This window comes from Halomonas sp. A3H3 (assembly GCF_000982975.1).
Classification (GTDB): Bacteria; Pseudomonadota; Gammaproteobacteria; order Pseudomonadales; family Halomonadaceae; genus Vreelandella; species Vreelandella titanicae.
In genome coordinates this window covers 4415553-4431124 of sequence record NZ_HG423343.1, presented here as the reverse complement: position 1 = coordinate 4431124, position 15572 = coordinate 4415553, and the positions used below count along the sequence as shown (strand labels likewise).

The window sequence follows — 15572 nt, the reverse complement described above, 5'->3', positions numbered from 1 at the left end:
GCAATTTCGCAGAAGGGGTTCATGGCCATTTTGACGTTGGTAAGATCCACGTCCGAATGATCCGCCTTAACGCGGATTTTGACGTTGTAGTCGATGACGCGTTTCACCGCGACGAGTACTTTCATAAGGGGTGCTCCTGGCGATTAATAATATTTAATCTTGCTTTAATCATGTTTCAATTTTGCATAGCAGAATTCTGTTTCACTTTATAACAAGGACATTAAAAAAACACCGCACAAAGGTCAAGCGCTTCCGCATTCTTACCCCCCTTTAAAAGGGTGCCCATACAAACCACGCTGCCAATAGCGGAATCGAGGCGACCAGAAATTTGCCGTTCCAGCGGTAGCCGATACGCGTGGCGGGCACACCGGTAAATCGGGATAAAATCAGCATTGATGCCGTCATCGGCGACGACATTAGCGCCAGCGCCCAACCCACCATCAGCGATGCACCTATCAGTGCGGGTGTTAGTCCCTCAATAGCTAACTGCGGTAGCAGCCCCACCAGCAGCGTTACCGTCACGATAGGATTAACGCCTACCTGGGCCAGCCCTACCACCATCAGCATTGCCAGTACGGCATTGAAGGCGCCCCACTGGTTCAACACGGTTAGTAGCGGCGCCAACTGTTGAGTGTCCACCAGTCCAACGCATAAGTGCCCCAAATAGCCCGCCGCCCCTAGCACCACGATCTCATTGGCACTGGGCGAAAGCAGCCACGGCAACTGACGATGCACCGCGCTAACCGCGGCAGGCAGCCCACCGAAGCCAAGCCTACGCCGCTGCCAGGCAAGCCAAACCAGCGCCCCCGTGGGCGCACCTAAAAGCGCGGCAATGGGTAAGCGCAGTTCTAATAGCCAGGCAAGGCTAAACACCAGCGCCACAATCCCTAGCAGCAACACACTGAACTGGGCCAACGGGCGCAATGAAGGGGCAGCTACCAAGGCTTTATTGGCAGGGGGATGTGGCCCGGTGAGAAAATCCACGGCCCAACCCGCCAGAAAAATTAGCACTGCGGCACCCAAAATATACGGCGCAAGCGCCAGCCAGGTAACCTGAGGAAGGCTAGACAGCACCACCGCCACCCCAATACCCATAGGGGAGATCAGTGGCGCCAGGGAAAACCCGCGTAGCAACGCCAACATCATGCGCCGCTGGCGAGCTTCTCGCACCCAGGCACGCCCTTGGGCTGCGCCTAGGGTGTTACTCTTCTCAATCATGGCGGCAAATAAGTTAAGCACGCCGATATTGAGAATAATCCCAAACAGCGCAGAGCCGAGCGATAAAATCGGGTAGCGGCGGCTAGGCGGTTGAAGCAGCATACTTTGCCCACAGCGACGCACCAGGCGTGAACGGTAGGCCGGCAAACGTAGCATGCTCAACGCCACCACAAAGGTAGCAAAAAACGCAAAACGTCCACTGGCTTCAAACAGCAGTTGGCTTGGGTTTGGTGAACGCCAGAGCGCTAACAGCGACACTATCCCCGCGACTAGCAGTAACCCTTTGGCCATCCGCGTTAGCTTGCCAGCAAGCGTTAATAGATAGAGCGCCAGCGCGGCAATCCCGACGGCTTGCCAAAACAGGCTGCCGACCACCAGATGAAACAGCGTTGCCAAGGTGACCAGCAGTAACAGAGAAACCCGCAGGCGGGCTGGTTTCACTCAGCCTTCTCCCTGGGTGTTTTTTCCGGGAAGCCTTCAGACGATTCACTGCCACTGCGGCGCCGAAATGAACCTTCACCCATGGCCACTAAATTGCCTTTCTCATCAACGATCTCACCGCTGCTCATATAGATTTTCTGTCCGCCGCCGCGCACCGTGCCTATTGCCTTCAACACACCTTGCCGGGCGGGGCCCACAAAAGTCGTGGTTAATGAGAGCGTCATTCCCCGGCGTATATTGCCCGGTACGTCGCAGTGCAGACCGGCAAGGCTTAAAGCGCTATCCAGCATTGAAGCCAATACGCCGCCGTGAACATTACCGCTGCGGTTTAGATGTTTGGGCTCGATAGTGAGCTCCACCACGGCACGATCTTGCTGCCACTCAACCACCTGCATACCTAGCAACTCGTGATAGCCCATAAGTGCTTGTTGAGGCGTATCTGGCCTGTGTATTTGCGAAGAACTCATGAGGCGCTCTCCTGCTGGGCTAAATCCCGCAGCCGCCCTTTAAGAATTTTGCCGCTGGCAGTGGAAGGTAGCGTATCCATCAATACAATTTGAGTAGGTCGTTTGTAAGGCGCCAACCGTTCGGCGATAAACGCCTTTAGCTCCGCCACATCAACGTCAACGCCTGGCTCACACTGCACAAACGCCACGACTTCTTCATTACCGGCGATTTGACGCCCCACTACGGCGGTAAGCGTTACCGCAGGGTGCTCGTTAATCACCGCTTCCACATCCGGCGGGTAGATATTGAAGCCAGAGCGGATAATCAGCTCTTTGCTACGCCCTACAATATAGAGTTGGTCATGGTGATCGAGTTTGGCGATATCACCGGTATTGAGCCAACCATCTTCGGTTAGGGTGGCGCGGGTAGCTTCCGGCTGGCGGAAGTAACCCTTCATAATATTAGGCCCGCGCACCCATAGTTCACCCACTTCATCTCCAGGCTGCTCGGCAGTTCCGCTGTCGCTAAGCGGTTCCAGGCGGTACTCAAGTAAAGGCAATACCCGGCCAACGGTGCTAGTTGCATGGTGGTCATCGATGCGGGTCTGGCTGATGGTAGGGCTGGCCTCGGTTAAACCGTAGCCGTTATGCAGCGTCAGCCCAAAGGCTGCCTCTACCCGCACTTTGGTGTCGCTATCTAACGGTGAACCTCCTGCTGACATATAAATTAGATCAGGCGCTTCTAACGGGCGCTGTTCACGTTTTAAAAACTCTAACGCCCGGGCATACATCGCCGGCACTCCCTGGAGAACGGTAATGTGCTCCTGCTTTAGCGTCGCCAACATATGGGCGGCATCGAAGCGCGGCACGGTATACAGGCAGGCGCCGTTATAGAGCGACCCCATACATACCGAAGAGAGGCCAAACACATGAGACATGGGCAGCACGCCGTAGACCCGCTGCCCTTCGCTTAAATGACGCATGCCCCCAGAGATTGAGGCAATATACAGAATGCCACGATGGGTCAGCATGACGCCTTTAGGTGTGCCAGTGGTGCCTGAGGTGTAGATCATCGCCGCCACCTGCTCGGCCCCGCTCGCGCAGACCGGCTCGGGCTCACTGTCATACAGCGGCGAAATGGCCAGCCCACCCAACTGAGGGTGTTGGTAGCGGTCAGCCGCGTGGCGCTCGGCGTGCTGGCACGCCTCTGGGGATGCTTCACAGGTATAGAAGACTCGCCGGGGCAGGCAGTTGCCCTGAATCAGGTCAACTTCCTGTGCTGACAGGCGCGAGTTCACAATCGCTACCCAGACATCCAATTCACTGGCGGCCAGCAGCAGCACGACCAGAGCGCGACAGTTTTCACTCACCGTCATAATCCGGTCGCCAGGGCGAATGCCCAATGCGCTTAACCAGCCATAAGCGGCGTGTATTTCTTGACCAAGCTCCGCATAACTCCAGCGCACAGTGCCATCCACTATAGCCGGGTGCTCGCCAAGCAGCTTGGCATTTTCAAGCACGCGGGTACTGAGGCGCTCGGGAAGCTCGGCCACCAGCTCGCTGGCAAGGCGCCCAAAAATAGCCTCGTCCGGCGCTTGGTAGGAAACCGATAAAGCCATTAGGACGCCTCCCGCACCATGTTGCGAGCAATGACGATTTGTTGAATCTGGGTGGTGCCTTCGTAAATACGGAATAGCCGCACATCGCGGTAGAAACGCTCAACCGCGTATTCCGACATGTAACCCGCCCCACCGTGAACCTGCACCGCGCGGTCTGCGACACGGCCCACCATTTCGGCGCAGAACAGTTTGCAGCAGGAGGCCAGTGTCGAAACATTTTCGCCATTGTCTTTACGCCGTGCAGCGTCCATCACCATGGTTTTGCCTGCATAGGCTTCGGTTTTGCTATCCGCCAACATGGCTTGGATCAGCTGATGCTCGGCAAGCGCCGCGCCAAACTGCTTACGCTCCATGGTGTAGCGCAGCGACTCTTCCACTAAGCGCTCGGCCACGCCTACACAGACCGCCGAAATATGCAGCCGCCCACGATCCAGCACCTTCATCGCCGTTTTAAACCCTTGTCCCTCTTTCCCGCCAATAATATTTTCAGCGGGCACCCGGCAGTTGTCGAAAATAATATCGCAGGTATGGGCGCCCTTCTGGCCCATCTTGTTATCCGCAGGGCCGCGTACCAGCCCTGGCGTGTTACCTTCGACGATAAAGGCTGAGATCCCGCCCGCACCTTTATTCTCTGGGTCAGTACGCGCCATCACGGTAAACAGATCGGCTTCTGGGCCGTTGGTGATATAGCGCTTGGTGCCGTTCAAGATATAGTCATCGCCATCCCGCACCGCCGTCGTGCGCAGGCTGGCGGCGTCGGAGCCGGAATCGGGCTCGGTGAGACAAAACGAGCTAAGAATCTCGCCCGTGGCCAAGCGTGGCACATACTTGGCTTTCTGCTCATCAGTACCATCAATCAAAATACCCTGGGCGCCGATGCCATTATTAGTGCCAAACACCGAGCGAAAGGCAGGCGAGGTTTTACCAATCTCCATCGCCACCAGCGCTTCTTCCTCCATCGTCAGGCCTAGGCCGCCGTACTCTTCTGGAATCGATAGCCCGAAAAGCCCCATCTCTTTCATTTCCGCAAGAATTTCCGGGGGTACTGCATCCTCTTCGGCTAGGCGTGCCTCATTAGGAATTAAGCGCTCACGGACAAAGCGGGCGATGGTATCGACAAGCTGATTAATTAATTCGGGATCGCGAATCATGACGGCTCCTGGTGGCAACGGGTTTTATAGTTAGAGTTATCATTCGAAGTAGCGCTGGGCGTGGACAGTGCGTGCATTTTGCATAGCAAAACTATTGTCCACTATTCTTGTCAGGCACTTTTGCATAGCCTAGGATGGCAGTCAATAATTGAAACACTATTTTGCAATGCAGAATCACAATGCTAAATATGTACCCATTTGCAGAGAGGACTTAGCGTATGGCTAGCGAATCAACACCTCCCCCCTTTACCACGCTTGGCATCGTCGGCACCGGCGCCATGGGACGTGGCATCGCACAGTTGGCTGCCCAGGCCGGTCTAGACGTCATACTTTTTGACGTTAAAGAGGATGCCGCACAAGAAGCGAAAGCCTTTATTAATGGCTTATGGCAGAGAAGTGTCGAAAAGCAGCGCATTAACGCAGAACAGGCGCAGCACTATAGTGAACGGTTGATTGAAGCCAGCGAGCTTGCCGCGCTCGCTCCCTGCGATATTGTGGTGGAAGCCATTGTCGAGAAGCTGGAGGCCAAGCAGGGGCTGTTTAGCGATTTAGAAGCAATCCTCAGCCAGCAGGCTGTGTTGGCGACCAATACCTCTTCACTCTCCGTCACGGCCATTGCCGCCGCCTGCCAGCACCCTGAGCGGGTTATTGGCTTTCACTTCTTTAATCCCGTGCCGCTGATGAAGATTGCCGAGGTCATCCCGGGCTTGCGTACCACCGATGAGGTGACTCAGCAGGTCAATGCTCTAGGACAAGCCATGGGCCACTTTACGGCCCAAACCACCGATACACCTGGGTTTCTGGTTAACCATGCCGGGCGTGCCTTCGGTACTGAAGCGCTGCGACTGCTAGGCGAAAGCGTCGCTGACCCGGCCACCATTGACCGTATTATGGTTGATCAGGGCGGATTCCGGATGGGGCCCTTTACCCTGCTTGACCTTACCGGGCTGGACGTTTCCCACGCCGTGATGGAGTCGGTGTATCACCAGTATTATGAAGAAGCACGTTTTCGCCCTTCACCGTTAACCCGACAGCGCTTGGCCGCGGGCTTGCTGGGGCGTAAAACTGGCGAAGGTTTTTACCGCTACGAGGAAGGCAAGCAGCAGATGCCGGATGAGCCTGTCATCAAGCCTACCTCACCTTGCCCGGTATGGATTAGCCAGGATGACCCCGAGAGCGCCAAAGCACTCACCGGGCTGGTGAATGCGGCGGGCTGGCCGTTAGAAACCGGCACGCAGCCCACTGAACAGGCGCTCTGTCTGCTTACCCCTTTCGGCGAAGATGCCACCAGCTGTTCGCTGCGCCAGGGGTTAGATGCCAAGCAGTGTGTGGCGGTGGATATGCTCGCAGGACTCGATAAACGCCGTAGCCTCATGGCTACGCCTATTACCCACTCCACTTTCATTCAAGCAGCGCAAAACCTGCTCAATCATAACGGTACGCCGGTAAGCACTCTGCAGGACAGCAACGGCTTCGTTCTTCAGCGCATTATTGCCTGCATCGTCAACGTCGGTGCCGACATTGCCCAGCAAGGCGTGGCAGAACCCACGACGATCGACCGAGCGGTTGAGCTGGGTTTGGGCTACCCTTTCGGCCCGCTACGCATGGGCGACCATTACGGAGCCACGCGCATCATGACGATATTGACCAACCTGCTTGAGGCCACCGGCGACCCACGCTATCGGCCTAGCCCCTGGCTGCGCCGCCGCGCCGCGCTGCAAATGTCGTTAACCGCCGCTTAACCCTACCAATAACAAGGAGCATCACCATGCAAGACGCCTATATTTACGACGGTTTACGTACCCCTTTTGGTCGCCACGGTGGCAGCTTAGCGGCTATTCGCCCAGATGAGCTGTTGGGGCTGACGCTTAAAACACTGGTAGCCCGCAACCCATTCGCGCCAGCAAGCTATGAAGAGGTGCTGGCAGGCTGCACCAACCAAGCGGGGGAAGACTCCCGAAACGTAGCCCGTCACGGCGCACTGTTGGCAGGTCTGCCCATCGAAGTGGCAGGGCAAACCGTTAACCGGCTTTGCGGCAGTGGCTTGGCAGCGATGATGGATGCGGCCCGGGCGGCACGGCTAGGTGAAGGCGAGCTGTTTTTAGCAGGCGGCGTTGAGTCCATGTCCCGTGCACCTTATGTGTTGGGTAAAGCGGACTCCCCCTATGCCCGCAACCAGCCGCTGTACGACACGGTGATTGGCTCACGCTTTCCCAACCCCTGGATTGCTAAGGAGTACGGCAGCCACAGCATGCCGGAAACTGCTGATAACATTGCCCACGACCTGAATATTAGCCGCGATGAAAGCGACACCTTTGCCGCCCGCTCTCAGGCCCGCTACGCCCAAGCGCTGGCCTCAGGTTTCTACGACGGCGAGATGTTTGGCGTAGAGGTGCCCCAAGGGCGTAAACAGCCGCCACTGTTGGTGGAAAAAGACGAACACCCCCGCCCACAAAGCAGCGAAGACAAACTGGCCCGACTGGGCTCGCTATTCGAGGGTGGCGTGGTCACCGCCGGCAATGCCTCGGGCCTGAATGACGGCGCCGCTGCCATGATTGTCGGCACCAAGGCCGCCGGTGAACGTGTGGGCCTAGCGCCGCGCGCGCGCATTGTCGCCAGCGCCGTTGCCGGTGTGGCTCCGCGGGTTATGGGGTTAGGGCCAGTACCCGCTTCACAAAAGGCGTTGGCGCGTGCAGGGCTTACCCTTGAGCAGATGGATGTGATTGAAATCAACGAAGCGTTTGCCGTTCAGGTGCTTGGCTGCGTGCAGCAGTTGGGTCTCTCCGTTGATGATCCACGCTTGAACGCCAACGGCGGCGCTATCGCCATTGGTCATCCTCTGGGGGCATCAGGAGCACGCTTGGCGCTTACGGCTCTCCGACAGCTTGAAGCGACCGGTGGGCGCTATGCGTTGGTCACCATGTGCATCGGCGTCGGTCAGGGCATTGCCACGATTATCGAGCGTCTGGACGGCTGATTTAGCGTCAAACAGCCGCTATTTCGTTGATAGGCATGAACGCTGCGTCTAAGTAGATATGCGATACTGGGCGCCATAAGCCACCTATTGTTGGGATATTGAATGCACCCCACCGACACTGATGCTGACGACTCGCAGTTGCCAGGAAAAGATCGTAACTTTGTGACAGCGCTTGCGCGCGGTCTAGAGTTGCTGCGCGCCTTTGGCGCAGGTGAAGAGTATTTAGGCAATGCTGAGCTCTCCAACCGTACAAGTATCCCTCGCCCGACGGTGTCACGTTTAACCTATACCCTGACGCAGTTGGGCTATCTCCAACACAATACCCACCTGGAAAAGTACCGCCTTGGGCCAGGTGTCTTAGCCTTGGGATATCGCTTTCTCGCCAATATGGGCATTCGCGAAATTGCTCGCCCGCATCTGCAGAAATTTGCTGATGCCACCGACTGTAACGTTAGCCTGGGCGGGGCCGACCGCAGTGACATGGTTTATTTGGAAACCTGCCACGGCCATGGCCCGCTAATCATTCGCCTGGACACGGGCTCCCGCCTGCCCATTGCCACTTCCGCCATTGGTCGTGCCTGGCTATGCGGTTTGTCTGACGAACGGCGCCAGCAGGTGCTCCAAGAGTTGGCCAGCGAGTATGGTAGCGACTGGCCGCGTTATGAAGCGGGTATACAACAGAGTTTCAAAGACTATGCACAGTACGGTTTTTGTCTCTCTGAGCAGGATTGGCAGCGCGATATTAGCGCGGTGGCGATGCCGCTAATTTTAGAAGATGGCGCCGAGGTCATGGCGATTAACTGCGGCGGCTCCAGCCTGCGCTTGGATCACGACCGCTTGGTTAATAACTTAGGCCCACGTCTCAAAGAAGTCGCTAATCAGATTAAGCAGGAACTAGCGCCAAGAAACCGCTCGGCAAGGTAAATTCAAGCTAGGGAGACTTTAACTAACGCCCGTTTGAATGCATCATAGACTTCTAAACAAGCGCAGCGATACCAAGAGCGCCGAGGAGTGGGGATGCCAAGCGAGTGGATAGCGCGTCATGATCAAACAGTCACCCTTAAAGGCGAGTGGACACTTGCCAATTACCGCTATATCAAAGCGGCGCTTAATCACAGTGAAACTCGAACCGAACTTGGCAAGCCAACGGGTGCGACGGTTTCGTTAGACGCAATAACTCGCCTTGATACCGCCGGTGCCATACTCATTGTAGAGCTGATTGGCGTTGAGAAAGCACAGGCGGTAGCGGATTGGGCAGCAGAACTGCCGAAAGAGCAGCAGGCGCTGCTGGTGCGTATTGCCGAAGCCATGGAAGCGCCGCTTGACGTTGATCCCCCCTCCTATTCGCGTATTAGCCAAGCGCTTGCCAGCGTGGGCCAACACATGGCGGGGCTTTGGTCTCAGCAGCGCCAGCTGCTGGCCTTTATTGGTCTCGTCGTGGCTACCCTATTCCATCTGGCATTGCGGCCACGCCACTGGCGCCTAACGGCCACCGTTGCCCATATTCAGCAGAGCGGTCTTAATGCCGTACCCATCGTCGCGCTACTCACCTTTATGGTGGGTGCCGTTGTGGCTTTCCTTGGCGCTACCGTTTTGCAGGATTTTGGCGCCACGATTTATACCATCGATCTTGTTGCGTTCTCATTCTTGCGAGAGTTCGGCGTTCTGCTTGCTGCAATTTTATTAGCGGGACGAACCGCCAGCGCCTTTACTGCCCAGATCGGCGCCATGAAATCCAATGAAGAGATTGATGCCCTGCAGGCCCAAGGGCTAGATCCTATCGAACTTTTGGTGCTGCCACGGGTAATGGCGATGTTAATTAGCCTGCCCATGCTAGCGTTTGTGGGCATGCTCAGCGGCTTAGCGGGTGGTGCCATGGTCACCTCTTTGTCACTGGATATTTCACTTACCCAGTTCATGGCCACGCTGCAAAAAGACGTATCGGTGACACACTTTTTGGTAGGGCTTAGCAAAGCACCGGTGTTTGCCTTTGTGATCGCCGTTATCGGCTGCCTTGAAGGCTTTAAGGTCAGCGGCAGTGCGCAGTCGGTGGGAGAACACACTACGTCAAGCGTCGTTCAGTCGATTTTTATGGTGATTCTGATTGATGCCGTCGCCGCGCTATTCTTTATGGAGATGGGCTGGTGATCAATTCAGATAAACCGACAGAGCAAAACGACCTACCGGTCATTAAGGTTCGAGGCTTGGTGAACCACTTTGGCGCTCATGTGGTTCACGAAAACTTAGACCTAACCCTTGAACGTGGAGAAATCCTCGGCATTGTAGGCGGTTCTGGTACCGGTAAATCAGTGCTGTTACGCAGCATCGTTGGTTTGAAGCGCCCCAATGACGGCACGGTTGAAGTCCTAGGCACAACCCTTAACGAGCTTAACGAGGCACAGCGCAGTCAAATAGAGCGGCGCTTTGGTGTACTGTTTCAACGCGGTGCGCTGTTCAGCTCGTTGAACCTGCAAGAAAATATTGCCCTACCGCTAATTGAACACGCCAGGCTACCCCGTGAAGACGCCGAGCATCTTGCCAGGGTAAAGCTAGCGTTGGTCGGGCTGCCGCCACAGGCCGCGCTGCAGTTTCCTGAGTCGCTGTCTGGCGGCATGGTCAAGCGCGCCGCCCTTGCCCGTGCCTTAGCGCTTGATCCTGACATTCTGTTTCTTGATGAGCCCACGGCGGGGCTTGACCCTATTGGCGCGGCGGCCTTCGATCAGTTGCTGGTCACCCTTCGCGATGCGCTGGGTTTCAGCGTTTTCCTGGTCACCCATGACCTGGATACGCTCTACGCTGCCTGCGATCAGGTCGCGGTACTTTCACAGAAACGTGTGCTGGTGGTGGATACCATCGATAAAGTGGCGGATACCGACGATGAATGGGTTCAAGACTACTTTCACGGCCCGCGAGGTCGAGCCGCTCAGCGTGCTCATACCGGCTCTTCAAATAACGCTAACGTCCAGGAGTGACTGCACATGGAAACACGGGCGCATCACGTTTTAATCGGTCTCTTCACGCTGGCCACTGCCGCTGGCGCGCTGCTGTTTGCACTATGGATGAGCTATGCAGCAGGCGAACGTAGCTACCAGCCTTACCGCATTCTATTTGAGCGCAGCGTGAGCGGCTTATCAGTCGGCAGCCGAGTGCAATATAACGGTATTGAGGTGGGGGACGTCACCGAGCTTAACCTTAATCCTGATGACCCTCGGCAAGTGATTGCCCATATCCGCGTCTACGATGACGCACCGATTAAGACAGACACCCGGGCAAAACTTGCCTTTGCCAGCATCACCGGCAGCATGTCCGTGCAACTTCACGGCGGCACCCCTAAAGCCCCACTGCTAATTGACCAAACCGATATCGAAGCACCGTTTATAAACGCAGACCCTTCGCCCATCGCTACGCTGTTTGATGAGGGCGAAGATATGATCGAAAACATCAATTCAATCCTGCAAAACGTCAACGAACTGTTTGACGATAATAACCGTGACCAGGCAGGCAGTATTTTAACCAACATTGCTCAGATCACCGAAATGATTGCCGCCCAGCAGAACGCCCTAGACCAGAATATGGCGCTTTTCGGCGAAGCCACTCGCCAGGCAACTAACACGCTTAGCAGCATCGACGAACTTAGCCAGGAAGCGACACAGCTACTGCGTCAAGATGGCCGGCTGGTAATGGAGAGTGCCGCTGATGCGAGCCACGATGTGGCCCGGGCGGCTCAACGCATTGAGCAATTAGTGGAGACTAACGCTGGTGCCATCGAAGGCAGCCTGCAGGGCGCGCAAGATATTGCCCCGGCGCTCTCTTCGCTACGCTCAACACTCGATACACTGGATCGTATCACCCGCCAGCTAGAGGAGAGCCCAACAGACTTTTTCCTGGGCCGTGATCAGGTAGAGGAGTTCCGCCCATGACATTACGCCCCACCGCCATCGCTTTAGTTAGCGCTGCGCTGCTACTCAGCAGTGGCTGCTCAATATTGCCCGAAAGTGAGCCAGCGACCCTGTATCGTCTGCCCAGTAGCGATATACAGCCCGTCACATCAGATTCTATGACCACCCGCCAACGCCTGGCAGTGGCGGCCCCACAGGCGGGGCATTTACTGAGTAGCAACCGCATTGTGGTTTACCCAGAGGGTAATGTGGTTAATGTGTACGAAGCTGCCCGCTGGCAAGAGAATGCCCCTGCTTTACTCCAATCGCGCTTGATCACTGGGTTACAGCAGAGCCGCCTATTTGCCAGCGTGGGTAGCGATAGCCTGCCTTCCGAGCTATTGCTACTGAGTGAACTACGTCACTTTCAGAGCGACTACGCTACCCGTCCGCCCACGGTGAAGGTTCAGCTCGATGTTCAGCTCGTCAGCACTCAAAACCGCGCTTCAATCGCTACTCAGAGCTTTACCACCAGCGCGCAATCTATAAGCACCGATATTCCTGATGTGGTTGATGCATTTGGTGCTGCTAGCGACGAACTTACTGAGCAGCTGGTCAACTGGCTGGCCAATCAGCAGGAAGCCACCATTGACTAAGCTAGAACGGACTAAACCAGACCTAACTAAGCCGTGTAATTAGGACGTTGTTGCCCTTCGGACATACTCCCGCGGGTCGCGGGGGTAGTAGCGCTCTGGCTGGCTTTCCAGATGCGCAAAGTAGCGAGTGTCCTTGTAGGGCATTTTCATGTAGCCCGAGACGCCTAGGCCCTCGATTTGGTCTACCGAGGCGAGAATGCGCGCCAGCAGCGTGCGGAACTCGTCCTCTCGAGCCGGATCCAGCAGACGATAGTAGCTATGTATTTTGAGGTGTTGTGGCAGCGCTTCAAAAATGATCATGCCGGTATGGTGAATGTCATTGAGCTGCTGCAGCACATGCATAATCGCCTCGGGCAGCACCAATAGCTCTTCTGGGTCGGGGCCATCTTCGAAGTAGCTGTGCTGACGGGTGCGATCTTCAAGCTCCGGTACTGCGCTCAACTCATAGCCTATCGCCATGCTGGGTTCGCTAACGAAGGCTTCATCCACGGAAGTACGTTCTAAGTGCAGTGTTTGCCGGGCATTAAACAAGCAGCTTTTAAACACGCCCTGACGATGAATCGCCCGCGCCAAGTGCACCATATTATTGACCGCTTCAATAAAGGCGGGCTTCAGCGTAGGGTCGTGTAAATTTAACGACGAATCGATATACACACCCTCACGCTCCCAGCGAACCGCCAATCCCCCTACCACCGGATATTTGCCCAGGCGGCTCACCGACGCCAAAAAGGCTTTTTCGGTTTCCCCCATACCCTGCATAAACTGCTTGTAGTAGCGGTCTAACTGCACATCATTGACATCATTCAGGGTTTCCTGTGCATTCGCTTCGCGTAGAAAGGCTTTGCGCGAGCTATATACCACGGTATCGATCTCCTGATGCGCAGGACGCGCCCATACCGGTACCAGCGGGACACTGAGCGATGTGGGCAGATCGATCATTACTACCCTGGCCATTCGCGGCATGTTTTTTAAAAAGTAGTCGCCCGCTTTGCGCCGTACCTGAGGGTCGGGGTCGAGCATGCCATCCAGGGTGCGGGCAAACTCCATCGGCAACCCCAGCGAACTGGCGGGAATCGCCCGATGGCCAAATCGACACGACTGCGCCGACGCCAGCGCATACAGGGTACCCGCCGCGCCCTGCTCGTCGAATCGCGGCGATGACAGTGCGCCGTTCAACTGCTCTTCGCCGATAAAGTAAACATCGCCCAGGCGGGCATTGGTTTGCTGCAAATTGTCCGACATCAGCTCCATCACGTTGGCGCCCACAAACTGCAGTTGCGCGTCTAGTTGGGCAAATACCGATGAGCCCCAGTCGATTAACGCAATAGACTCCTGCTCGGCGTCATACACCAAGTTAGAAGGCTTAATATCGCCATGCACCACCGGACGTGCCTGGGACCCTGACTCCTGCCGCAGGGCAAGCAGGATGTCGGCCAACTGCGCCGCAATGCGCACAATCAAGCGTGGAGAGAGGCGCCCCTGCTTAAGCGATACCTGCTCTAAATTCCAGCCGGGGGCACGCTCCATTACCAGAATGGACTGCCCCCGGGAGCGCTGGTAAGCAATAAGACCTGGAATGCGTGGATGGGACACCTGTTCCAGCATAAACGCCTCTTCTTCGAGGCGCTCCTGCAAGTGCACAGGTAGGGTAATGCGGGAGAATTTAAAGACATAATGCGCTTTAGCGCCTTGGTGGACGGTGCTGCCGGCAAATACAAAACCGTAGGCACCCTTGCCAATGAGCTCGATGCCCTGATAGCCCAACTGGGAGAGCTGCGCCTGGCATAGCGCTACCCAGTCTTTAAGCTTACGGGCATCGTGATGGCTCAGCAGATAGACCGACTGCTCTTCAGGTATATAAAACTGCTGAAGCGGTGCCTGGGACATAAGTCACCTTGCTTGCTAGCCTAAGTGAAGCAGCATGGTCTCTGGGGCTTCGAGAAAGCCCTTCCAGGCATTACAGAAACGCGCAATGGTACCGCCGTCGATAAAACGGTGATCGCCCGCCCAGGTGATGGTCATGATCGCCCGGCGCTGTACCGCACCCTGCTCATCAAAGCGTGGTAGCCACTGGGTTTTACCAATCGCCACAATAGCGGCCTCGGGGGCGTTAATGATAGGCGCGGCGTAGGTACCTCCCAACGCCCCAATATTGGAAATACTAATGGTGCCGCCTTTTAGATCCGCCTGATCAACCCGCCCCTCCCGCGCCGAGGTGGTTAGCCGGCCGACTTCCCGGGCAATTTCCAACAGGGTTAAGCGCTCAACGTTTTTGACATTGGGCACCATCAAACCCGCTTTGCTATCCACCGCCATACCGATATTACAATGGGGGTAGTAGTGCAGCTCATCCCCAGCCGCATTTAACTGGGCATTAACGATAGGCTCTTCGGCGACGGCTAGCGCCATGGCTTTCATAAAAAACGGCATTAGCGTCAGCCGTTCGCCCTGAGCCTCGGCTAGCGGCTTTAAGCGCTCCCGCAGCGCCAACAGTGCAGTAACGTCGATCTCTTCACCGTAGTGAAAATGGGGAATGGTGCTGGCTGCCTCGACCATGCGCTTGGCCATGACCGCCCGCACACCGCGGAGGGGCTCCACTCTGGGTGCCTGAGTTTCAGCTTGGTTGTTAACAACGGTTTGGCTAGATGAAGCTGAAGCTTGGAGTGCTTGATCCAGATGCGCCAACACGTCCTCTTTTAGCACCCGACCGTCTTTGCCGCTGCCAGCGATCTCCGTGAGCTGTAGAGAGTGTTCACGCACTAGGCGTCTAACGGCGGGGCTGGCTGGCACCTTGTCATATAAGCGGCCAGCAGCCGGAATACCTGTAGGGTTGGACGATTCTGTCGTCTGTGCCATTGGCTTTTCACTGGCGGCCGATTGCGCACCGTCTGGTTCGGCCTCACTATTATTGTTACTAGCCCCATCCACTTGATAGGCATACAGCGGCGCATGCACTTTGGCAATTTGGCCCTGGGCCACATACAGTTTGGTCACCACACCGGCTTCGGGGGCGGTAATCTCCACCAGCGCCTTGTCGGTCATGACTTCAACGATAGGCTGATCTTCTTCAATTTGATCGCCTTCAGCGACGCGCCATTCGACGACTTCACACTCGACGATGCCTTCGCCAATATCAGGCAATAAAAAATCGCTCATTGTTTTTCTCCCCATGCGTACTTAGGCATT

At 56.1% G+C, this 15572-nt stretch carries 13 protein-coding genes and 1 pseudogene; 7 read left to right on the top strand and 7 right to left on the bottom strand.

The window, feature by feature from the left end; translation table 11 throughout:
* From HALA3H3_RS27905 to HALA3H3_RS20055, 5 genes and pseudogenes are all read right to left on the bottom strand, one after another.
* Positions 1–125 (bottom strand): annotated as a pseudogene (locus tag HALA3H3_RS27905) (electron transfer flavoprotein subunit beta/FixA family protein); the annotation flags it as partial.
* A 145-nt stretch (positions 126–270) separates the two neighbouring features.
* The gene (locus HALA3H3_RS20070; protein WP_022523329.1) at positions 271–1659 is read right to left on the bottom strand and encodes a hypothetical protein; all 1389 of its coding nucleotides are present in this window, start codon (positions 1657–1659) and stop codon (positions 271–273) included.
* Positions 1656–2126 (bottom strand): PaaI family thioesterase, encoded by a 471-nt coding sequence (locus tag HALA3H3_RS20065; protein ID WP_022523328.1) that lies wholly within the window; start codon positions 2124–2126, stop codon positions 1656–1658. Before HALA3H3_RS20065 ends, HALA3H3_RS20070 begins: the two co-directional genes overlap by 4 nt.
* Positions 2123–3724: a class I adenylate-forming enzyme family protein gene (locus HALA3H3_RS20060; RefSeq protein ID WP_009287813.1), complete on the bottom strand. Its 1602-nt coding sequence runs from the start codon at positions 3722–3724 to the stop codon at positions 2123–2125. The genes HALA3H3_RS20065 and HALA3H3_RS20060 overlap by 4 nt, the downstream gene beginning before the upstream one ends.
* Positions 3724–4875 carry an acyl-CoA dehydrogenase family protein gene (locus tag HALA3H3_RS20055; protein WP_022523327.1) on the bottom strand — a complete coding sequence of 384 codons (1152 nt, stop codon included), beginning with the start codon at positions 4873–4875 and terminating at the stop codon, positions 3724–3726. Before HALA3H3_RS20055 ends, HALA3H3_RS20060 begins: the two co-directional genes overlap by 1 nt.
* A gap of 218 nt (positions 4876–5093) precedes the next feature.
* Between HALA3H3_RS20055 and HALA3H3_RS20050 the strand changes: the two genes are divergently transcribed.
* The 7 genes from HALA3H3_RS20050 (at position 5094) to HALA3H3_RS20020 (ending at position 12386) form a co-directional block, all read left to right on the top strand.
* Entirely contained in the window at positions 5094–6617 is a 1524-nt protein-coding gene (locus HALA3H3_RS20050) for a 3-hydroxyacyl-CoA dehydrogenase (RefSeq protein ID WP_022523326.1), read from the top strand.
* 26 nt (positions 6618–6643) lie between these two features.
* Complete coding sequence (locus tag HALA3H3_RS20045) at positions 6644–7852, top strand: 3-oxoadipyl-CoA thiolase (protein ID WP_022523325.1); 1209 nt, start codon at positions 6644–6646, stop codon at positions 7850–7852.
* A 102-nt stretch (positions 7853–7954) separates the two neighbouring features.
* Positions 7955–8776, top strand: a complete 822-nt coding sequence (locus HALA3H3_RS20040; protein ID WP_022523324.1) for an IclR family transcriptional regulator — start codon at positions 7955–7957, stop codon at positions 8774–8776.
* A gap of 93 nt (positions 8777–8869) precedes the next feature.
* On the top strand, positions 8870–10000 hold the full coding sequence (locus tag HALA3H3_RS20035) for an MlaE family ABC transporter permease (RefSeq protein ID WP_022523323.1): 1131 nt from the start codon (positions 8870–8872) through the stop codon (positions 9998–10000).
* The gene (locus HALA3H3_RS20030) at positions 10000–10824 is read left to right on the top strand and encodes an ABC transporter ATP-binding protein (protein ID WP_053857240.1); all 825 of its coding nucleotides are present in this window, start codon (positions 10000–10002) and stop codon (positions 10822–10824) included. Before HALA3H3_RS20035 ends, HALA3H3_RS20030 begins: the two co-directional genes overlap by 1 nt.
* A 6-nt stretch (positions 10825–10830) precedes the next feature.
* Complete coding sequence (locus tag HALA3H3_RS20025; protein ID WP_022523321.1) at positions 10831–11772, top strand: MlaD family protein; 942 nt, start codon at positions 10831–10833, stop codon at positions 11770–11772.
* Entirely contained in the window at positions 11769–12386 is a 618-nt protein-coding gene (locus HALA3H3_RS20020; protein ID WP_022523320.1) for an ABC-type transport auxiliary lipoprotein family protein, read from the top strand. The genes HALA3H3_RS20025 and HALA3H3_RS20020 overlap by 4 nt, the downstream gene beginning before the upstream one ends.
* Positions 12387–12425: 39 nt before the next feature.
* On the opposite strand, the gene HALA3H3_RS20015 is transcribed toward HALA3H3_RS20020, so the two are convergent.
* Both HALA3H3_RS20015 and HALA3H3_RS20010 read right to left on the bottom strand, forming a co-directional pair.
* Positions 12426–14273, bottom strand: coding sequence for a protein kinase domain-containing protein (locus HALA3H3_RS20015; protein ID WP_022523319.1), 1848 nt, complete (start codon positions 14271–14273; stop codon positions 12426–12428).
* Positions 14274–14288: 15 nt separating this feature from the next.
* Complete coding sequence (locus HALA3H3_RS20010) at positions 14289–15542, bottom strand: 2-oxo acid dehydrogenase subunit E2 (protein ID WP_022523318.1); 1254 nt, start codon at positions 15540–15542, stop codon at positions 14289–14291.
* Positions 15543–15572 lie beyond the last annotated feature (30 nt).